Annotated in this window: 20 protein-coding genes; 14 read left to right on the forward strand and 6 right to left on the reverse strand. The window is 68.5% G+C overall.

Annotated features, from left to right (window positions below):
• From ABZV91_RS07195 to ABZV91_RS07205, 3 genes are all read left to right on the forward strand, one after another.
• A partial coding sequence (locus ABZV91_RS07195; RefSeq protein WP_355236748.1) for a hypothetical protein occupies positions 1-351 on the forward strand: 351 nt, incomplete at its 5' end.
• 515 nt (positions 352-866) lie between these two features.
• Positions 867-1,595, forward strand: coding sequence for a TMEM165/GDT1 family protein (locus tag ABZV91_RS07200; protein ID WP_355236751.1), 729 nt, complete (start codon positions 867-869; stop codon positions 1,593-1,595).
• A gap of 123 nt (positions 1,596-1,718) precedes the next feature.
• Positions 1,719-2,486, forward strand: a complete 768-nt coding sequence (locus tag ABZV91_RS07205; protein ID WP_030524392.1) for an SDR family NAD(P)-dependent oxidoreductase — start codon at positions 1,719-1,721, stop codon at positions 2,484-2,486.
• Between the two features lie 84 nt (positions 2,487-2,570).
• On the opposite strand, the gene ABZV91_RS07210 is transcribed toward ABZV91_RS07205, so the two are convergent.
• From ABZV91_RS07210 to ABZV91_RS07225, 4 genes are all read right to left on the reverse strand, one after another.
• Positions 2,571-3,125: a hypothetical protein gene (locus ABZV91_RS07210; RefSeq protein WP_355236754.1), complete on the reverse strand. Its 555-nt coding sequence runs from the start codon at positions 3,123-3,125 to the stop codon at positions 2,571-2,573.
• 188 nt (positions 3,126-3,313) lie between these two features.
• Entirely contained in the window at positions 3,314-3,655 is a 342-nt protein-coding gene (locus tag ABZV91_RS07215; protein ID WP_355236757.1) for a hypothetical protein, read from the reverse strand.
• Between the two features lie 293 nt (positions 3,656-3,948).
• Complete coding sequence (htpG, locus tag ABZV91_RS07220; protein ID WP_355236760.1) at positions 3,949-5,907, reverse strand: molecular chaperone HtpG; 1,959 nt, start codon at positions 5,905-5,907, stop codon at positions 3,949-3,951.
• Positions 5,908-5,922: 15 nt separating this feature from the next.
• Complete coding sequence (locus ABZV91_RS07225; protein ID WP_355236900.1) at positions 5,923-7,551, reverse strand: TM0106 family RecB-like putative nuclease; 1,629 nt, start codon at positions 7,549-7,551, stop codon at positions 5,923-5,925.
• Between the two features lie 325 nt (positions 7,552-7,876).
• On the opposite strand from ABZV91_RS07225, the gene ABZV91_RS07230 reads away from it, so the two are divergent.
• The 8 genes from ABZV91_RS07230 (at position 7,877) to rraA (ending at position 12,754) form a co-directional block, all read left to right on the forward strand.
• Entirely contained in the window at positions 7,877-8,515 is a 639-nt protein-coding gene (locus ABZV91_RS07230) for a DUF6474 family protein (protein WP_355236763.1), read from the forward strand.
• Between the two features lie 146 nt (positions 8,516-8,661).
• A complete protein-coding gene (locus tag ABZV91_RS07235; protein WP_355236766.1) occupies positions 8,662-9,285 on the forward strand; it encodes a hypothetical protein in 624 nt (207 codons plus the stop codon).
• Positions 9,246-9,908, forward strand: coding sequence for a YcnI family protein (locus ABZV91_RS07240; RefSeq protein WP_355236769.1), 663 nt, complete (start codon positions 9,246-9,248; stop codon positions 9,906-9,908). Before ABZV91_RS07235 ends, ABZV91_RS07240 begins: the two co-directional genes overlap by 40 nt.
• A 53-nt stretch (positions 9,909-9,961) precedes the next feature.
• Positions 9,962-10,459, forward strand: coding sequence for a copper resistance CopC family protein (locus tag ABZV91_RS07245; RefSeq protein WP_355236903.1), 498 nt, complete (start codon positions 9,962-9,964; stop codon positions 10,457-10,459).
• On the forward strand, positions 10,456-11,382 hold the full coding sequence (locus ABZV91_RS07250; RefSeq protein WP_355236772.1) for a CopD family protein: 927 nt from the start codon (positions 10,456-10,458) through the stop codon (positions 11,380-11,382). The genes ABZV91_RS07245 and ABZV91_RS07250 overlap by 4 nt, the downstream gene beginning before the upstream one ends.
• 10 nt (positions 11,383-11,392) lie before the next feature.
• Positions 11,393-11,770 carry a DUF5313 family protein gene (locus tag ABZV91_RS07255; protein ID WP_355236775.1) on the forward strand — a complete coding sequence of 126 codons (378 nt, stop codon included), beginning with the start codon at positions 11,393-11,395 and terminating at the stop codon, positions 11,768-11,770.
• Between the two features lie 53 nt (positions 11,771-11,823).
• Positions 11,824-12,228, forward strand: coding sequence for a DUF5313 family protein (locus ABZV91_RS07260; RefSeq protein ID WP_355236778.1), 405 nt, complete (start codon positions 11,824-11,826; stop codon positions 12,226-12,228).
• A 37-nt stretch (positions 12,229-12,265) separates the two neighbouring features.
• Positions 12,266-12,754 (forward strand): ribonuclease E activity regulator RraA, encoded by a 489-nt coding sequence (gene rraA / locus ABZV91_RS07265; RefSeq protein ID WP_355236780.1) that lies wholly within the window; start codon positions 12,266-12,268, stop codon positions 12,752-12,754.
• Positions 12,755-12,786: 32 nt separating this feature from the next.
• On the opposite strand, the gene ABZV91_RS07270 is transcribed toward rraA, so the two are convergent.
• Positions 12,787-13,008, reverse strand: coding sequence for an RNA-binding S4 domain-containing protein (locus ABZV91_RS07270; protein ID WP_355236783.1), 222 nt, complete (start codon positions 13,006-13,008; stop codon positions 12,787-12,789).
• A 257-nt stretch (positions 13,009-13,265) separates the two neighbouring features.
• Here ABZV91_RS07270 and lysX point away from each other — a divergent pair, with 257 nt between their 5' ends.
• The 3 genes from lysX to ABZV91_RS07285 all read left to right on the forward strand — a co-directional run bounded on the left by lysX (position 13,266) and on the right by ABZV91_RS07285 (position 17,918).
• The gene (lysX, locus tag ABZV91_RS07275) at positions 13,266-16,601 is read left to right on the forward strand and encodes a bifunctional lysylphosphatidylglycerol synthetase/lysine--tRNA ligase LysX (protein WP_355236786.1); all 3,336 of its coding nucleotides are present in this window, start codon (positions 13,266-13,268) and stop codon (positions 16,599-16,601) included.
• Between the two features lie 116 nt (positions 16,602-16,717).
• Positions 16,718-17,104, forward strand: coding sequence for a hypothetical protein (locus ABZV91_RS07280; RefSeq protein WP_355236789.1), 387 nt, complete (start codon positions 16,718-16,720; stop codon positions 17,102-17,104).
• 202 nt (positions 17,105-17,306) lie between these two features.
• On the forward strand, positions 17,307-17,918 hold the full coding sequence (locus ABZV91_RS07285; RefSeq protein ID WP_355236792.1) for a histidine phosphatase family protein: 612 nt from the start codon (positions 17,307-17,309) through the stop codon (positions 17,916-17,918).
• On the opposite strand, the gene ABZV91_RS07290 is transcribed toward ABZV91_RS07285, so the two are convergent.
• Positions 17,919-18,818: a cutinase family protein gene (locus ABZV91_RS07290; protein ID WP_355236795.1), complete on the reverse strand. Its 900-nt coding sequence runs from the start codon at positions 18,816-18,818 to the stop codon at positions 17,919-17,921. It lies immediately after the preceding gene.
• Between the last annotated feature and the right edge of the window lie 285 nt (positions 18,819-19,103).

Here is a 19,103-nt window from a genome sequence, read left to right on the forward strand (position 1 = left end):
ACCACGCAATTGCGTCTGCCCCGCCTCGAGCCGCGCCTGGCCGGCGCGCAGCTCCTGGACATCGCCGCGCAGCTTCCTCTGTCCGGCCTCGAGCCCTGCCTGCCCGGCGCGCAGCTCCTGGACATCGCCGCGCAGCTTCGTCTGTCCGGCCTCGAAACGGGCCTGGCCCGTCCGGAGATCCTGGACATCCGCGTGCAGACTGCCGAGTTCGCCGAGGACCGCATTGTGATTGCTGTCGATCCGAGCTCGAAGGGCTCGCAGCGATTCCGGCTCCCGATCCCGTTCGTTGATGATCTGCACGACCTGGGCCTCCAGGACAGCAAGGCGGTTCTCGATCGACATCTGGAGTGATCCTCTCGTTGGTCGGCAGTCTACCGATCGGCCGGTTATGTCAGGGTTCCGTCTGGTCTCACGGCACCGTTTCTTTCGGTGATCCGGCTGTTCGTCGGCCGGTGGCGCTTCATGACTCATCAGGACGCTTTCCCCCCTTGCGATAGTCGCCGCCCCCCACGCCGGGTTCCGGGCTCGCGATCTGTTTGCTGTAGCGATGCCATAAATCTGTTCCGGGCAACCGGACACCGGTTATCAGGTCCCCCCAACTATGCCGGTACCTTAACCAAACTTATTGTCAGAAGCCATTTTTCGCCATTACTCAATTGCGACACCCGAACGCGTGCGGTATGGTTGCCAGCAACGAAGGGGAGTAGCCCCCAATCACGCGGTCGACATACTGACCCGCCGCTCGTCGGTGGGTCCGGTCGTGTGAACCGGTCCTTCCGGTGGGCGAGACCTTCGGCCGAACAGCAATTTCGTTGTCGGCCGGAGGCGAACCCGTTTCCGGCCGGCGGATCGGGAGCATTCGTCAGATGATCGCCACCGTCGGGCTCGCCATCGGCATCGTTTTTCTGGCCGAATTGGGTGACAAGTCCCAGCTCATGGCCCTGACGTTCGCCCTGCGCTACCGCTGGTGGGTGGTGCTGGGCGGGATTGCCACCGCCACCGCCGCGGTGCACGTCATATCGGTCGCCATCGGGCATTTCCTCGGCGCGGCACTGCCCACCACCGCCATCGCCGCGGTGGCATCGATCACATTCCTCGCCGTGGGCCTGTGGACATTGCGCGAGCTGATCAGCGGTGCGGACGACGACGAGGAACCTGCCCCGTCACGGTTCGCCACCACGGCGCCCTTCTTGGTCGTGCTCTCGGCCTTCCTGCTGGCCGAACTCGGTGACCGCACCATGTTCGCCACCGCGGCGCTGGCCACCGACAACAACTGGGCGGCGGTCTGGCTGGGTTCGACGATCGGCATGGTCGCCGCCGATGCCCTGGCCATCGCCGCGGGCATCCTGGTGGGCAAACACCTGCCCGAACGCGCCATCGGCTTCGGGTCCGGGTTGCTCTTCCTGTTCATCGGCGCGCTCACCGGCATGAACACCGCGTTCCCCGAACTCGCGCTCGCCGGCGCGGCCGGTATCGCCCTGCTCGTACCGGCCGCGGCGGCTCTCGCACTCCGGCTGCTGTGGACGCGCCGTGCGGCCGCGGATCGACTCGCCGCCGGGGCCGCCGATACCGAGATTCCGCAGCGCCGGACCTAGGTCCTTTACTGAGTACGATCTTGCCGATCAGCGCAAGGGGACCGTCCACGAACTCTCCGCACGCACCGGTTAGGGTGCAATTGACGTTAGGCCAACTGGCTTGTCACGAACGAGAGGACCATCGTGGAGATTTCGGGTTCCGCCGCCATCGTCACCGGGGGCGCGTCCGGTCTGGGCGCCGCCACCGCCAAGCGTTTCGCCGATCTGGGCGCCACCGTCTTCGGGCTCGATGTCCCGCAGTCGATCGAGCGCGCCGGCGACAATGTCCCCGACGGGGTCACCCTGCTCGCCGCCGATGTCACCAGCCATGACGAGGTCGCCGCCGCTGTCGCCAAGGTGGTCGAATCGGGTACGCCGCTGCGTATCGTGGTCAACTGCGCCGGAGTCGGCTGGGCCGGGCGCATCCTGTCCAAGAACGGACCGCACGATCTGGAGCTGTTCCGCACCGTCATCACCGTGAACCTGCTCGGCACCTTCAACGTGATGCGCCTGGCCGCCGATGCCATCGCCAAGACCGATGCCGTGGACGAAGCCGGGCAGCGCGGTGTCGTCATCAACACCGCGTCGGTGGCCGCGTTCGAGGGCCAGATCGGCCAGATCGCGTACTCGGCGTCCAAGGGCGGCGTGCACGGTATGACCGTGCCGGCCGCCCGTGACCTCGCGCAGTTCGGTATCCGGGTCAACACCATCGCCCCCGGCATCATCGACACCCCCATGCTGGCCGGTGTCACCGAGGAATACCGGCAGGGCCTCGAGGCCGGTGTGCCGTTCCCGTCCCGGCTGGGCCGGCCGGACGAGTACGCCCAGCTCTCGCAGTACATCGTCGAACACGACTACCTCAACGGCGAGACCATTCGCATGGACGGCGCGCTGCGCATGGCGCCGCGGTAGTCCTCGGCTGTACAACGACGCCCGCTGTCCCGGAAATCCGGGGCGGCGGGCGTTCGTTCTCCGGGTGCGCGTACCGAATGCGGGTCAGCCGGCGCTGCCGGTCGGTGGGCGCTGCCGGTCGGCCAAGCGCGCCCGCCATGCATCGCAGACCGCACGGTCTGCCGACTCCCGGTCGTTGCCGTCGACACGGCAGCCCGCGCGCGTGTACCCCTCGCGGTCGAACCCGCGGCGATCGTAACCCCACAGGTCGTAGCCGTCACGGTCGTACCCGGCCCGGTCGCGCCCGAAACTGTCGAGCCCGTCCTCGTCGTAGCCGTCACGGTCGTAGCCGAAAAAGTCGAACCCGTCCTCGTCGTAGCCGTCACGGTCGTAGCCGGAATGGTTGAACCCGTCCTTGTCGTAACCGCTGCGGTCGCGACCGAACCGGTCGTAGCCGTCCTTGTCGTAACCGTCCTTGTCGTAGCCGAAGGTGTCGTTGTCCTCGGAGACAGGAGCGAAATGTGTCGTGATCCGGCCGGCACCCGTTTCCGCCGACGCCGGTATCGCCACCAGCGCGGGTGTGGCGATCAGCGCGCCGAGCAACGCGATCCGAAGCGAGGTGTGGCGCAATCCGCGGCGCGCCGCACTGGTGGTCGACATGATCGGTCTCCTATCCGGAACACGGTTCGCGTGTCCCGGACGATCAATCGCCCACAACCCTTGACGCATTACAAACCGCAGGTGAGGATGCCGGTGAAAACCTATGCGGCCAAGGCTGTTCGACGTTGCGCCCGGCAGCGCGCCGCGCTGCCGACCCGCGCCGTACACGCCCGGGCGGCGCACAACCCTTACCGGTAGCCGACCCCGAGATACGCGGTGGTGGTCAGCGGGCTGCCCGGCCGGTAATGCTCGGTCAGGTAGGAGCGCATGGCTTCGATACGCTCGGCCATCGCTCGGTCGCCGATACTGCGCCGCATCAACTCCAGGGGCGCGATACCGCGGGTGAGGCGGTCGAGCAGTGCGTCGGCATCGGCGAAGACCATCTCCACCGTATGTGGCACCACGGAGACCCGTTCGAACCCCGCCGCGCGCATCTCACGCTCGAATACCCCGGGATTCTCCAAACTTTCGGGGTTCGGCGCCGGTGGACGGATATCCGGATCGGCGGAGCCGAGCGCACGCCACGACATCTGCATCCAGGTCGACCGGTCGGCAGGCGCCCAACTCGACACCACCGCGACCCCGCCGGGCCGCAATACCCGGAAGAGTTCGGCGAAATCCGCGCGGCCGGTCCGGGAAGAACATCAGCCCGAACATGGAGAACGCGGCGTCGAATTTCGGCGTCGGCGAACGGCAACTACCTCAGCGCGTACCGGGAGACCGCGACAGCGGCCACGGTCTCCCCGCACAGCCGGGCGTCCGCCGTCCGCGCTCGCCTACTGCCGTAAACGCTCCGCGGACGGAAGAAGCCCGGCCGAACCCCTCAGAGCGTACGCGTCAGCCGGTCGGCGAGAATCTGCGCGAATTTGGCCGGATCCTTCAGTTCCCCGCCCTCGGCCAGCACCGCCGTGCCGTACAGGAGTTCGGCGGTCTCGATGAGTTCGGGAACCTTACCCGCGTCGGCGTCGTCCTTGCGGGTGTCGTAGGCGTCGCGCAGACCGGTCACCAGCGGATGGGTGGGGTTGAGTTCGAGGATCCGCTTGAACTGCGGCAGTTCCTGACCCGACGCCCGGTACATCCGCTCCAGCATCGGAGTCATATCGAACACGTCACCCACCAGGCAGACGGGCGAACTGGTCAGGCGCGAACTCAGGCGGACTTCCTTGACGCTGTCCTCGAGGGTTTTGCCCAGCCAGGTCAGCACCTCGGCGAAATCCTTGTCCTGCTGTTCGCGCAGGGCCTCGGATTCCTTCTTCTCCTCCTCCGTCTCCAGATCCACCTCGCCCTTGGCGATCGACTGGAAGGGCTTACCGTCGAAATCGGTGACCGAGCCGACCCACATCTCGTCCACCGGATCGGTGAGGATCAGCACTTCGCGGTCCTTGGCGCGGAATGCCTCCAGATGCGGCGACTTCTCCACCTGCTCCCGGGATTCACCGGTCATGTAGTAGATGGCGTCCTGCCCCTCGGGCATCCGTTCCACGTACTGCGCCAGCGTGGTCGCCTCGGTGTCGGAGTGGGTGGAGGCGAAGGACGACACCTCCAGGATGGTTTCCCGGTTGTCGAAGTCGGAGAGCAGGCCCTCCTTGAGCACCCGCCCGAATTCCTGCCAGAAGGTGCGGTACTTCGCCTGGTCCTCGGCGCCCTGCAGATCCTTGACGCTGCTCAGCACCTTCTTGACCAGACGTTTGCGGATCATCTGGATCTGCCGGTCCTGCTGCAGGATCTCCCGGGACACGTTGAGCGAGAGGTCCTGCGCGTCGACCACACCCTTGACGAAGCGCAGATACTCGGGCATCAGCTCTTCGCAGTTGTCCATGATGAACACGCGCTTCACGTAGAGCTGCACACCGCGTTTGTGTTCGCGGGTGAACAGATCGAACGGCGCCTGCGAGGGCAGGAACAACAGCGCCTGATACTCGAACGTGCCCTCGGCCTTGAGCGGGATGATCTCCAGCGGCTCATCCCAGGCGTGGCTGACGTGCTTGTAGAACTCCTGGTATTCCTCGTCGGAGACTTCGCTGCGCGGGCGGGTCCAGAGGGCCTTCATCGAGTTGAGCGTCTGCTCCTCGACGACGGTTTTCTCCTCCTTCTCCTCACCCTCGCCCTCGGTGACCGTGCGCTCGACCTGCGTCCGGATGGGCCAGGCGATGAAATCGGAGTACTTCTTGACGATCTCGCGGAGTTTGTATTCCTGGGTGTAGTCGAAGAGATGATCCTCGGGGTCCGCCGGCTTCAGGTGCAGCGTGACGGCGGTCCCCTGCGGGGCCTCGTCGAGGGTTTCGATGGTGTAGGTGCCGGATCCGGCGGTCGATTCCCAGCGGGTGCCGGTGGTCTCGCCCGCCCGGCGGGTGGTGAGCGCCACCTTGTCGGCGACCATGAAGGTCGAGTAGAAGCCGATACCGAACTGGCCGATCAGCTCCCCGGCAGCGGCCTCGGATTTCGCCTCGTTCAATTTCCGGCGCACCTCGGCGGTACCGGATTTGGCGAGGGTACCGATCAGGTCCACCACCTCGGCACGGGACATGCCGATGCCGTTGTCCCGGACGGTGAGGATCCGCTGATCCCTGTCGACCTCCAACTCGATGTGCAGGTCGTCGGTGTCTACGTGCAGATCCTTGTCCCGGTAGGACTCCAGCCGCAGCTTGTCCAGCGCGTCGGAAGCGTTCGAGATCAGCTCCCGCAGGAACGTGTCTTTGTTGGAGTAGACCGAGTGGATCATCAGCTCGAGCAGCTGATGGGTCTCGGCCTGGAACTCGAGTTGTTCGACGTGCTCTGTCACGCTGGCCAATGGTAATCAAGCCTGTGCGGCACTCGTCCACAGGCCGGGCTGTGTTCCGGGCGGCGCGGCGAAGTCGCTCAGCGCGGGGACCTCGCGTTCGGCGCTGCGCTCCCGCGGTACGCGGGGGTTCATCCACTCGCGCAGCACCGCGGTGGCCCGGACATCGTCCTCGTTGTACTCCAGCAACCGGGTGCGCTGGGTGAGGTCGGGCTCGGCGTCGTAACCGACGGCACGCCGATACCAGCTCATCGACGCCTCCCCGCCCGCCTCGGGATCGCGCCAGGCGAAACCGGCCACGGGTGCGATCTTCTTGAGTCCCTTACCGCTCGGGCAGATGAACTGATCGGTGACCGCCTGGAACATATCGACCCATTGGATCGAATCGACGAACTCGGTGACCTGGGCTTCGGTCGGCACCCCGGGACGCCCGGCGAACCGCCGCGCCGACTCGTAGAGCCATTTGTCCTCGGCGCTGCGCGAATAGCAGTACGCGGCGAAGGTCTTCCCGGCGGTCAGGGCCTGGGCCCTGACCTCCATCAGCCAGGTCCAGAATTCGCCGAAGGAGCGGCCCTCGTCCTCGGTGGGTAGCGGATCCCAGGTGACGAACGCCCGGTACCGGCCGTCGAGCAGGGTCCCCCACAGGTAGGCGCCCTCCTCCTGGTAGCTCTCCAGATCGACGTCCACCTCGACATCGGCCCGGCGCACCCAGACCTGGTCGAACCGGCGCACCAGCGGTGCCTGCACCAGCCATGCCCGGGCGGTGACCACGGCTTCCTCGAACGGCCCGTGCTGCCAGTCCTCGGGTTCGGGCCCCGACCAGGCGGCCAGTTCGTCGATGGTCCGCACCCCGTGCCCGCGCAACACCTCCGCGCGCGAGCCCGGCGCCACCACGCTCACGTCGCGATGCTCGTTCAACCAGGCCTGGCACCCGCCCTCGGCGCCCCGGGTCCACCAGATGCACTGACGGCATTCGGGCACCTTCGACGGCACGGTTTCCAGCTGCCCACGCACGACCGCGATCCGGTCGGCGAAACGGCTGTCGTAGTCGGGGAGGATCGCCGTCAGGTCGTGGACGAGGATCCGGTCGAAATGGAAACCGATGACCCCGCCGACCCGGGCGGCCGGCGCCAGCCCGTGACGCTCCAGCATCCGGTACACATGGGCCAGCCGCTGCTGGTCGCGGGGTTGCTGGCGGAGTTTGCGGGCGCGGTCCGGGACCGGATTCCAGGAGAACAGATCCGAGGTCGACGGGTGGAACTCGGCCGGATCGGGTCGGCGCGGGTCGGTCACCTTGTGGTTGACCACGATGACCGGGATATAGCCGCTGCTGCGCTCGTCGCGCAGCAGGATCTCGGCGCCACCGCGGCGCCCGGTATCGGGCTCCTGCGGCAGCAGACCACCCCAGATCCGGGGCGCTCCCGCCGCGCAGGCACGCAACGTGGCCTCGGCACGCGCGCTCGCCGGCAGTGCCGGGTCGATGATCACCCAGCCCTCGGGGTCGGCCGCGACCAGCGTGTCGCGGACCCGTTCGCGATGGGCCTGCGCCGCCGCACGGCGCTGCTGCACCCCCGTGTCCTCGCGCACCTCGGCGAGCACCTCCGGGTGCGCGGCATCCATTCCGAGCCGGTGCCGGCAGCCGATCAGACCCCGGGCGTCGAGGAACGCGAGCCGCCCCGCCCCGGCGGTGCCCCGCCCGGTGGGCGCGACGGACTCCCGCCGCTCACGATCGGCGTGGGAGGGGTCTTCGCTGTCGACACTGCCCGGTTGCACGCAAGCAGTATGGTCCCTGGCCCCGACAGTCCACCCAATCGAGCATGCGGGAACAGCGCCGCCGCACCGTCGCGGGCAGCGTCTCTCGCCGTCGCGGCCGGTAACCCGATAGGGTGTCGGCGAACCGTGTGACACGGGTGGACGGTGCGGTTTTCCGTGTCGTATCGCCGTAGCGAACCAGCATTACGGAGGGCCTTCGATGGGGTTGTTCACCAAGCGCAAACGGCGGCCGAGTCGGCGGGCCGAGGCCAAGGCTCTCAAGCACAAGGCCGCCATGGAGGCAAAGCTCGGCGCCAAGAACGATCGGAAACGCCAACGGGCGGAAGCCCGTTCCCAGCGCAAGGTCGCCAAGGCGCAGGTCGCCACCCTGCAGGCCGAGGAGAAGGCGGCCCTCAAAGCGGCCGCACGGGCGGAACGGGATCCGTTCGGCCCGGCCCAGATCAGGAAGTACATCGGGGTGGCACGGGTGCTGGTTCCGGTGCTCGCCCCACTGGCCTACCGCGGCGCGACGTATCTGCGCGGACAGCTCGACGCGCGCCGCGCCAGGCAACTCGGAGTGGGGGTGAGCCAGCTCGGCGACTACGCCGGGCACGGTGGCCGGCTACAGGCACGGATCGGCAATACCGAAGCCGCGCTGGACAAGATCGCGGACGGGCGGTCCGGTAAGGACACCCAGCAGTTCGTCGCCGACGCCCGTGACCGGCTCGACGCGCTCACCGCCGCCGTCCGCACCGCCGACCAGCTGCCCGCCGGGCGGCGGCGGTCGGTGTACGCGTCGATCACCACCGAGCTGTCCCGGATCGAGGCGGACGTCCTCGCTCGTCTCGGCGTCGCCTGACCCCGGCCTGTCATCGAGTGGGTCTCCCGGCCCGATTCCCGGGCCGGATGCGCGGGCTGTGGACCGGTCCGCGACCATGGACACAGCCCTGCCCACTTCCTCGACCAGCCGGGCCCGGTGTGGTCGGCCGAATCCGAAAGCCCGCGATGCCCAGCGCGTACCCGATCCCCGCACCACTGCGGGGCTGTGTGGTGGGCGCGACTACCGCGATCCTGGCCGTCGCCGCGCACGGCGTCGCGGGCGGCGGGTACCCGACCTCCGCCGGAACGGCGTTACTCCTGCTGACCGCTCTGGTGACCGGTGCGGCGGCCGGTTCGATCCTCGGCGGATCGGGCCGGTTCCGGGCCGGCCCGGGCACCCTGATCGCTCTCGCGGTGGGGCAGTTCGCCGGGCACTGGGCGCTGACCGGCCTCACCGGCCACCACGACACCCCCGGCGACACCGCCCCGGAAGCTCTCCCGGGGTCGACCATGATCGCCTTCCACCTGCTCGCCGTCGCGGTCTGCGCGCTGGCGATCACCGCGGCCGAACGCCTCTACCGTTGCGCCTCCTCGGCCCTGCGTGCGCTGCTCGAACCGCCACGCCCGGCCCCGGGCCGACCCCGAGTCCATACCGCCACGACCGGCCAGGTCACGGTCCACCGCTCTCCATGGGGAGGGCGGGGTCCGCGCGCACCACCCGCGCGCACCGACCCCGCGATCCCTTCCCTCGGAGAGAAAGCTTCCAATACATGTCCCACGGGATCTCCCCCGTCCTGCGTCGTGGTCTGACCGCGACCTTCGCCGCGGGTTTCGTACTGGCCGCGGCCGGTACCGCCACCGCGCACGTGAGCGTTTCCGCACCCGACGCCGAACCCGGGCACGGCGCGGTCGCCACCTTCAGCGTCCCGACCGAATCGGATACCGCCGCCACCACCTCGGTGCGGATCACCGTGCCCGGGTTCTCCACCGCGCGTACCGAGCCGGTGCCCGGCTGGACCGTGAAAATCGACCGGAACGACAAGGATCAGGTCACCGCCGTCACCTGGACCGCCGACCCCGGCTCCCCCGGTATCCGGCCGGGCGAATTCCAGCGCTTCGCGGTATCGCTGGGGCCGTTCCCCGACTCGGAGTCGGTCGCTTTCCCGGCCGAGCAGACCTACAGCGACGGCACCGTCGTGCGCTGGAACGAACCCGGCGACCACGATTCGGTCGAACACCCCGCGCCCGTCGTTACGCTGTCCGGTGCCGAAGCCCATCACGGTGACCACGGTGACCACGGTGACGAGGCGGCCGCCGCGCCCGCCGACAACGACGAGGACACCACCGCTCGCTGGCTGGGCGGTCTGGGACTGGCGCTGGGCGCACTGGCGCTGGGCGCCGGCGTCGGCGCGGTGGTCCGGAGCCGGCGATGAACCACCGCACGACCCGATGGGGCGGCCGCTTCGCGCTGGTCGCCACCCTGCTCATGGTGACCTTGGGCGCACTGGCCGGACCCGCCGCGGCCCATTCCGCGGTGGTGGGCAGCGACCCCGCGGACGGCGCGACCGTCGAGGTGGGGCCGCAGCGCGCCACCATCACCTTCAACGAACCCCTGCAGCCCGACTTCCCGGCCATGACCGTGGTGGGCCCGGACGGCAACCTGTGGTCCAAAGGTGAGCCGGTCGTCGACGGCAGGACTCTCAGCGTCGAGGTCGGCGAACTCGGCCCGGCCGGTGAATACCGGATGGCTTTCCGGGTCACCTCGGCCGACGGTCACGTGGTCAACGGTGAACGCGCTTTCACGCTGAGCAAGGCGGGTGACGGCACCCCGGGCCCGGCCGCGAACACCCGCGGCGCGAGCGGTGGCTCGGACGGCGGGATTCCGGTCTGGGTGTACATCGTGGGTGCGATAGTCCTGTTCGGCGGCGGTCTCGCCTTCGCACTGTTCGGCTCGAACCTGGGCAAGGGCAAGAACCAGCGGTGAGAAGCGCTCTCCCGAGCGGAACCGACGACCGGTTCACGCTCGGCCTCGTGATACCGGCGGGCCTGCTCGGGGTGCTGCTGGCGTGGGCACTCGCCGGGGTTCCGGCGGCCTCGGCCGTGCGTTACTGCGCCGATATCGCGGGTGCCGCGGTGCTCGGCCTGGCGGCCCTGCCCCGGCTGGCCGACCGGATCGAGCTCCCCTGGCGGATGGTGGCGGTCCTGGCCGGTCTGTGGTGCTGCCTGGAATTCGTCACCCTGGTCTTCGCCGCCGGCGAGGTGGTCGGTTCCGGGGTGACCGCCCTGAGCCCGGCCGATTTCGGCACCTACCTGACGCGGATCAGCGCGGGCCAGATCGGGCTGGCCATCCTGCTGGCCACCGGGGCGATCGCGGTGTACGCCGCGGTCGCCTTCCGGCGGCCCGGTCAGCGCACCCCGGACCTGGTGCTGGTGTTCGCCGCCGTCAGCGTGACCCTGCGGCCGATCACCGGACATATGTCGCAGCAAGTGGCCGGTTCGGTACTGGCCGGAGTACACGCGCTGGCGGCGTCGACCTGGCTGGGCCTGCTGCTGGCACTGGCCCTGGTGGTGCGTGGACGCCGCGGGTGGGCCGACGCACTGCCCAGGTACTCGGCGGTCGCGCTGCCCATGATCGCCGCCGTGGCGCTGACCGGCGTGATCAACGGCCTGGTGCGCCTGGGCGGTATCACGCCGTTCTTCACCACGGGTTACGGCCGGATCATGCTCGCCAAGACGGCGCTGCTGGCGGTCCTGCTGGCGTTGGGCTGGTGGTGGCGGCGGAGCTGGGTGGTCGCGGCGGCCCGGCACCAGATGTCGGCGGCGGGCTCGCTGCGGCGGGCGGTGATGGAGGTTGCGGTGATGGCGGTGGTGTTCGGGCTGGCAGCGTCCCTGGCCATCACGGGATAGCCTTGGGTGCATGGCTGCCGGTGCCCCGAATATGTTCCAGCGGATGGGGTACATCTGTGGTCGCGCCTTGCCCGCCGAGTACTCCGACTGGGTGCTGAACGACCTCACCGGACCGGGCGCGACCCGCCGCTATCTGGTGCGGATGCTGATGCCGCTGGTGCTGGTGCTGCTGTTGTTCCTGCTGGTTCCCGGCCCGCTGTGGATAGGAGCGTCGATGATGGCGCTGCTCCTGCTGCCGCTGATCTACTTCACCGTGGCGCTGACCTACGTCTTCCGGCGCAACAGGCTGGCCAAGCACGGCCTGGACCCGGCGCTGGCGGACGCCGACGTCCGCCGCCGGGCCGAACGCGAGCGCGCCGCCTACGAACGACGGCACGGCCGGGGCTGAGCGAAGCCCGATTCACCCTGGTGAGCGATATCACACGGGCATAGCCTGGAGCTATGGACAAGCCGACCTTCAAACAACGGATCGCCTACGATCTCGGCGGCGAACTGCCCGCGGAGCTGCACCCGTGGGTGGTCCAGGACGTCGTCGGCCGCGGGGCGATGGAGCGCTACCTGATCCGCTTCGTCGGTCCGATCATCCCCTTCTTCGTGCTGATCCTGCTGTTCCCGGGACCCATGACACTCAAGCTGGGCCTGATCGTCATGATGATCGTTCCGCTGATCATCTTCACGATCGCGCTGACCTACGTGTGGCGGCGGTACCGGCTGGTCCAGCACGGGTTGGACCCGGACCTGGTCGACCACGAGAAATGCAAGGACTGCGACCGTGAGATATACAATCTGCGCTATCGCCGGCAGAGCCACGACGCGCGAATGATGGAACCCGGTCCCGGGGGCTGATGGGCGTCGCCGGTACGCACCCGGCACAATCGGAAACGTGACCGAATCAGAGCAGCAGGTGGCCACCGCGGATCTCGCCGACGAGATCGGGCCCGATATCCGCAGTTGTGACACCCAGTTCATCCAGTTCGGCGGCCGCCAGGTCTTCTCCGGCCGGATCACCACGATCCGCTGCTTCCAGGACAACCTGCTGGTGAAACAGACACTCGGCGAACCCGGCGCGGGGCAGGTCCTGGTCGTCGACGGCGGCGCGAGCGTACACACCGCGCTGGTGGGCGATATCATCGCCGGCCGCGGCGTCGACAACGGCTGGGCCGGGGTCGTGGTGAACGGGGCGGTTCGCGACTCCGCGATCCTGCGAACCCTCGGTATCGGCGTGAAGGCGCTGGGCACCAACCCCCGCAAGAGCACCCAGACCGGGAGCGGCGAGAAGAACGTCCCGGTCGAGTTCGGTGGCGTCACCTTCGTTCCCGGCGAAATGCTCTACAGCGACCACGACGGAATCGTGGTCCGCGCCGAGTCCTGATCGCCGCCGCCCGACGCCGGCCGGGACGGGGCCTAGCCGCCGCTCACTCTGGCGGAGTGGCCGGCGATGGCGACCACATCCCCCACCTGCAACTGCCGTCCGCGGCGCAATTCGACCTCGTCGTTCACGCGCACCAGACCGGCCGCTATCACGGTTTTGGCCTCCGACCCGGATTCGATCATATTGGCCAGTTTCAGGAACTGCCCGAGCCGTATAGCGCCGTCGTCGATCGGCACATCGATGGGATCCGACATGGGTTCATGCTTACTCCCCCGGTCACGGCGCTTTCCGACCGGCCCCGCACAGCCGCCGGACAGATGACACCGGACACGGAACAACAAGACATTTCCGGCATTTCACGACTACCGCGCGCGCCACGCCCGGGACCCGGTTTCCCATATCGGCCAACCGCGCCCGCGCACAGGGAAATACATGCGTTTCCGACGCGATATACCACTAACACGCCGGGCCACAGCCATGATCCGGTGATTCCTGGCGGCAGACTGGAGCCGTGATATCCACGCAGGAACCGCGCGACCCCGCACCACCCGGCCCATCCGGCACACCCGGGCGGGTCGTGGCGATACCGCGTGTCGCGACGCTGGTGACGGGTGTCCTCACGGCCGCCTGCCTACTGTGGAGTCTTTCCCCGGCACTGTCGGCGGCGCTCGCCGGCGTCCGCCACTACCTGGACCGCTACTACCTGTACGCGCCCGATACGAACCTGCTGTGGGCCGGGCTGACCGGATTGCTGACGATCGGGCTGGTCGGGCGCAAGCGAATCGCCTGGTGGGCGCTGGTGCTCTATCTGGCGAGCTGGATCCCGGCGAACCTGGCCGAACTCGGGCGCGCGCACGACCGGCATGCCGCGGTGGCCGCGCTCGTCCACCTGGTCGCGCTGACCGTACTGATCCTGAGCCGCGCGGAATTCGCCGCCCGCGTCCGTCCCTGCGCGCTGCGCCCGGCCGCGGTGACCCTGGCCGCCGGCCTGCCGATCGCAGCCGTGGCCGGGTGGGGCGTGGTCCAGGTGCTGCCGGGAACACTGCCGTCCACCGCGCAGCGCGCGATATGGGTGGTCACCGACCTCACCGTGCGCCTGATACCCGGTTCACCGGAAACCGCGGGCATACCGTCTTTTCCGGCCCAGTTCCTGGTCGGGCTCTTCGGCGCCCTGGCGTTCGGGGCGAGCGCCGTGGTCCTGCGCCGCACCCACCGCACCGAGTACGCGATCACCGACGCCGACGAGTCGGCGCTGCGCGAACTGCTGGCGGGAGCGGATCCCGCCGGCTCTATCGACTATTTCGCGACCCGCCGGGACCGCACCCTGATCTTCACGCCGAACGGCAGAGCGGCCATCGGCTATCGAGTGGAGTACGGGATCTGCCTTGCCCTCGGCGATCCGATCGGCGCGCGCGACTCGTGGCCGCAGGCGATCGAGACATGGCAACGCCACGCCCGTACTTTCGGCTGGCGGGTCGCGGTGATCGGAGCGAGCGAATCCGCCGTACCCGTCTACCAGCGCGCTGGGCTCACCGCGGTGGCCGCCGGCGCGGAGGCCGTCCTCGACACCCGCGGCTTCTCGCTGGCCGCGCCGGAACTGGCGCCGGTACGGCAGTCGGTCACCCGGCTCCGCAAAGAAGGTGTGACAGTGCGGATCCGCCGGCACCGCGATATCGGGACCGCCGAACTCGCCGGGCTCACGGTACGTGCCGAGAACTGGCGGCACAGCGAGACCGAACGCGGTTATCCGCTGCCGCTGGGCCGGCTCGGCGACCGACGCGACGGTGACTGCCTGCTGGTGGAGGCCGTCGACGCCGACGACCGGGTGCTGGGGATACTGTCTCTGGTGCCCTGGGGAAAGTCCGGTGCCACAGTGGAATTGTTGCGTCGCGCGCCGGGCAGCACCACAGAGACGACCGACCTGCTGATCGCGGAACTGGCACTGCGCACCGAACAGCACGGTGTCCACCAGGTTTCGCTGAGTTTCACCCTGTTCCGGTCGGTGTTCGAGGCGGCGGCACGCGAGTACGTACCGGCGACATCCCGGAAGCGCGCGGCCGCGCTACACACCGCGGCCGGGTTCCTGCGCGGCGCCCGCACCCTGCCGCTGGCGTTCTCGCGCTGGTGGCAGCTGGCCCAGCTGCACCGCGCGAGTATGCGGTACCAGCCGCGCTGGGATCCCCGGTATGTGCTGTGCGATTCCGCGCGCGACCTGCCATGGATCGCCATCGCCGCGGCGCGCGCCGAAGGTCTACTGGCCCGGGCAGGCGGTAGGCCCACGGCCTTCACGCATACCGGCCGCCACCGCGCCGCACCGGAACATCCGGTCCCGGTACGCGCCGGCACGAATACCGGGCCGGCGGCGGGTGAATCGGAGCCGATCGTCATCCAGCGCCCCGAACAGGTACGGGTGCGCACCGAGAAGCTGGACCGGCTCGCCGCCGCGAATATCGACCCCTATCCCCTGCCGTTCCCGCCGACACATACGGTGGCCGCCGCCCGCCGGACACCGCGCGGCACGACGGTGCGCGTCTCGGGGCGGTTGCTGCGCCGCCGTGACTACGGCGGCGTGATCTTCGCGGTGGTCCGGGACTGGACCGGGGATATCCAGCTGCTGCTCGACCGCGACCGGCTCGGCCGGCAACGCCTCGACGAATTCGGTGAACTCGTAGACCTCGGGGATCTGGTGTCGGTCAGCGGTCAGCTGGGATACAGCCGACGCGGTGAACTCTCCCTGCTGGTCGCGGATTGGCGGATGCTCGGCAAATGCTTGCACCCGCTCCCCGACAAATGGCGCGGCCTCCACGACCCCGAGGTCCGTATGCGGCGCGGCTACCTGGATCTCATGATCGACCGGGAAGCGCGCGACCTGCTGGCCCGGCGCAGTGCCGTGCTGCGGGCCCTGCGCGATGCCCTGCACGATTGCGGGTTCCTGGAGGTCACCACGCCGGTACTGCAGCACAGCCCCGGCGGCGCGGCCGCCCGGAGTCTGCGCACCCGTATCGATACCGACAACACCGATCTGCATCTGCGGGCCGCTCCGGAGCCGGCGCTGAAACGATTGTGTGTCGGCGGTGTCGAGAAACTGTTCGAAGTGGGCCCGGGTTTCCGCAACACCCGCGCCGATACCCGCCACCTGCCCGAGTACACCGTGCTGGAGGCCTACGAGGCGCACAGTGACCATCGGCGCATGATGACGCTGTGCCGGCAGCTGGTGCAGCAGGCCGCACTGGCCGCCAACGATTCGATGACAGCCATGCGGCCGACCCCGGACGGTTCGCTGCACGCGATGGACATCTCCGGCGAATGGCGGGTGCGGTCGGTGTACGAGGCGCTGTCGGCGGAGGTCGGTGTGGATATCACGCCCCGTACCTCCCTCTCGGACCTGCGGGAGCTGTGCGAGAAGGCCGATATCGTCCAGCAACCCGGCTGGGACGAGGGCCGCACGGTCTACGCCCTCTATGAACGACTGGTGGTGGAGGCCACCGGGGAACCCACTTTCTACACCGATTTCCCGAGCTCGGTATCGCCGCTGGCCCGCCCGGCCCGCCGCGACCCCGCCCTGGCCGAACGCTGGGATCTGGTGGCGTGGGGCGTGGAACTCGGGTCGGGGTGCAGCGAGCTCACCGACCCGGTGGAACAGCGGCGGCGCCTGGCCGCCCAGTCCCGGCTCGCGGCCGACGGCGGACAGGCGGCCATGGAACTCGACGAGGAATTCCTGTGCGCTCTGGAACACGCCATGCCGCCGACCGGCGGTCTCGGGCTCGGCGTGGACCGGGTGATCATGCTGCTGACCGGGCGCGCGCTCCGGGAGACCCAGCCGTTCCCCTTGGTCAGGCCCCGATGACGAGGCGCCTCCCCAGTACAGGTCGTTTGGAATGTTTCCAGCCTGCTCCCAGGGGAACTACGGTGTAGTGACTTCGGCCCCGGGAGGAGGGGCCTTCCTTCGGAACGGGGTTAGATTTGAGTTACGTGGACCTGCTCACCCACGCCGGTCAGGTGGACTATTCGGCGTGGGCCGACACCGATACGCTGGCGTCCGCGGTCGAGTTCACCGCCCGCAAGCGGAGCAAGGGCAAAGGTGGCGGCTTCGGCCTGTTCGGCCTCATCTGCTGCGTGCTCGTGGTGGCGATCATCGTCGGTGTCATCCTGCTGGCCCGTAAGAAGAAGAACGACAACAATTCCTCGGGCCAGTTCCCCCAGCCCGGCCAGCCTCCGCAGGGTTACCCGCAGCAGGGCGGCTACCCGTCGCAAGGTGGATACCCGCAGCAGGGCGGTTACCCCTCCGACCCGAACTATCCCAATCCTCCGCAGGGCGGCCAGCCGCCGTATCCGCCCACCTGGCAGTAATCCGCTCGCACCCAGGGCCCGGTTCGCCGCGATCACGGCGCGAACCGGGCCCTGCCGCGTTGCGTGACCGCCGAAGCGTCCACCATCACCGACCTCGACCGGCTCGGCGTTCTCGACCGGCTCGGGGCCACGGAGTTCTCGAGCGGCCGGCGGGGCACCACCTCGCTGCCGATCCGCGGGTCCGATGCGGCAGAGTGGACCCGTGCAATTGATACTCGTTCGCCATGGCCAGCCGCTCCGGGTCGACAATGCCGGGCAGGCGGCCGACCCCGGCCTGGCGCCCATCGGCGCGGAACAGGCCGAACGGGTACCGGCAGCCCTGGAACCCCACCGCATCGTCCGGGTGATCAGCAGCCCGCAACGCCGGGCCCGCGAAACCGCCGCGCCGACGGCCGCGAAGCTCGGGCTGGACGTGGACATCATGGAGGACCTGGCCGAATACGATCGGGACCTGCCCTCCTATATCCCGATCGAGGACGCGAAGGTGGAGTTCCGGGACGCCTACGACCGGATCAAGGCCGGGCAGCTACCGGTACAGATCGATGCCGACGCCTTCCGCCACCGGGTGCACGACGCGATCACCGAGATCGCCTCCACCACCCCCGCCGCCGACACCGTGGTGGTGTTCGCGCACGGCGGCGTCATCAATGTCACTCTGCAGGACATTCTCGGTCTGGCCCGGCCGCTGACCTTCCCGATCGACTACTGCTCGATCACCCGGGTCCTGTTCTCCCGGACCGGTCGCCGCACCGCGGCGACCGTGAACGAGAACGGACACGTCTGGGAATTGCTGCCCCGCAATATTTCCGGCTGATCAGGCCATTCCGGCGATCCAGTTGTGCATCCACGACAGCGCCGTCTGGCCGCCGCCGACCTTGTAGCTGCCGTAGGCGACATGCGACTCGGACCGGTAGAAGGTGTCGAGATCCTTGACCCGCTGTTCGTTGGCGCCGCGGGTCAGCTGGGCCTGCAGCGTGGGCAATCCACCCTTGGAGATCAGATCGCTCACGATGGCGCCGACCTCCAGCTGGTAACGCCAGATATTGGCCGGGTTCGCGTCGGAGCTCTGCGCGAGGAAACCGGCGAACCGGGTGACGAAATCGTCGGATGCCGTGGCGCAGTAGAGGTCGTCGGGAATGCACACCGTGCGGGTGCGGTCGCTGACCCAGCCGAATCCACCGACCCGGGGGCCCCCGGCACCGGCGCCCGGCGCGGGCGGGCCGACCTGGATATCACCGGGCGCCCGCCGCGGATCGGAGATCAGCCCGACGCCCGCGATGCTCTCCGGTCGGATCGCACCGAGCCCGGTACCGATCTCCGCGGCGAGATCACCGGCGGCGTCCGCGCCCTGGCTGTAACCCACCAGCGCGACCTTGGTGCCGCCGCAGCGCTGCAGCATATTCGTGATCATGCCGCGCGCATTGGACACGGCCTCTTTCTTGGAGTCGCCGTAGATATCGCCTTCCCACGGAAAAGCAGTTGCCGCGTAGGTGACATAGTCGACCTTCGCCGAGGACGGTAGGCCATTGGTCACCCGGGCGAGCATGCCCGGAGTGGGGCGTTTGTCGTGGCCGGTTTCCCAGGTCCCCGGAATCGCCACCACGTACAGACTCGGGCATCCGGGGTCGGCCGAGGCCACCGATCCTCCGAAGACCAATCCCGACGCAACCGCCGCACAGGCACTCAGCGCCGCGGCAACCCTTTTCAACTGCATTCTGCTCCAGTCAACCCTGGCCCCTGATCGGGACGCTCCCGTTAAGCCATCGCCAAGATGCTGAACCCGGTCGATGACACCGATGTGTGTAACAGGTGAACAACAGACACGCGGTCACAATTACACGATCGGATCACGATCTCGTACCGAGACACACCGGAGATAACAATAGAGCGACGATCTTGGTATCGCCAGCCCACTCCCCCGCCGAGCACCGGATACGACCGGTCGCCGGAAATCACCGGAAATGCTGCGCGCCGAATTCCACCCACGCGCGAAATACGT

Origin of the sequence: Nocardia sp. NPDC004568, assembly GCF_040609955.1 — a bacterium.
Lineage (GTDB): Bacteria > Actinomycetota > Actinomycetes > Mycobacteriales > Mycobacteriaceae > Nocardia.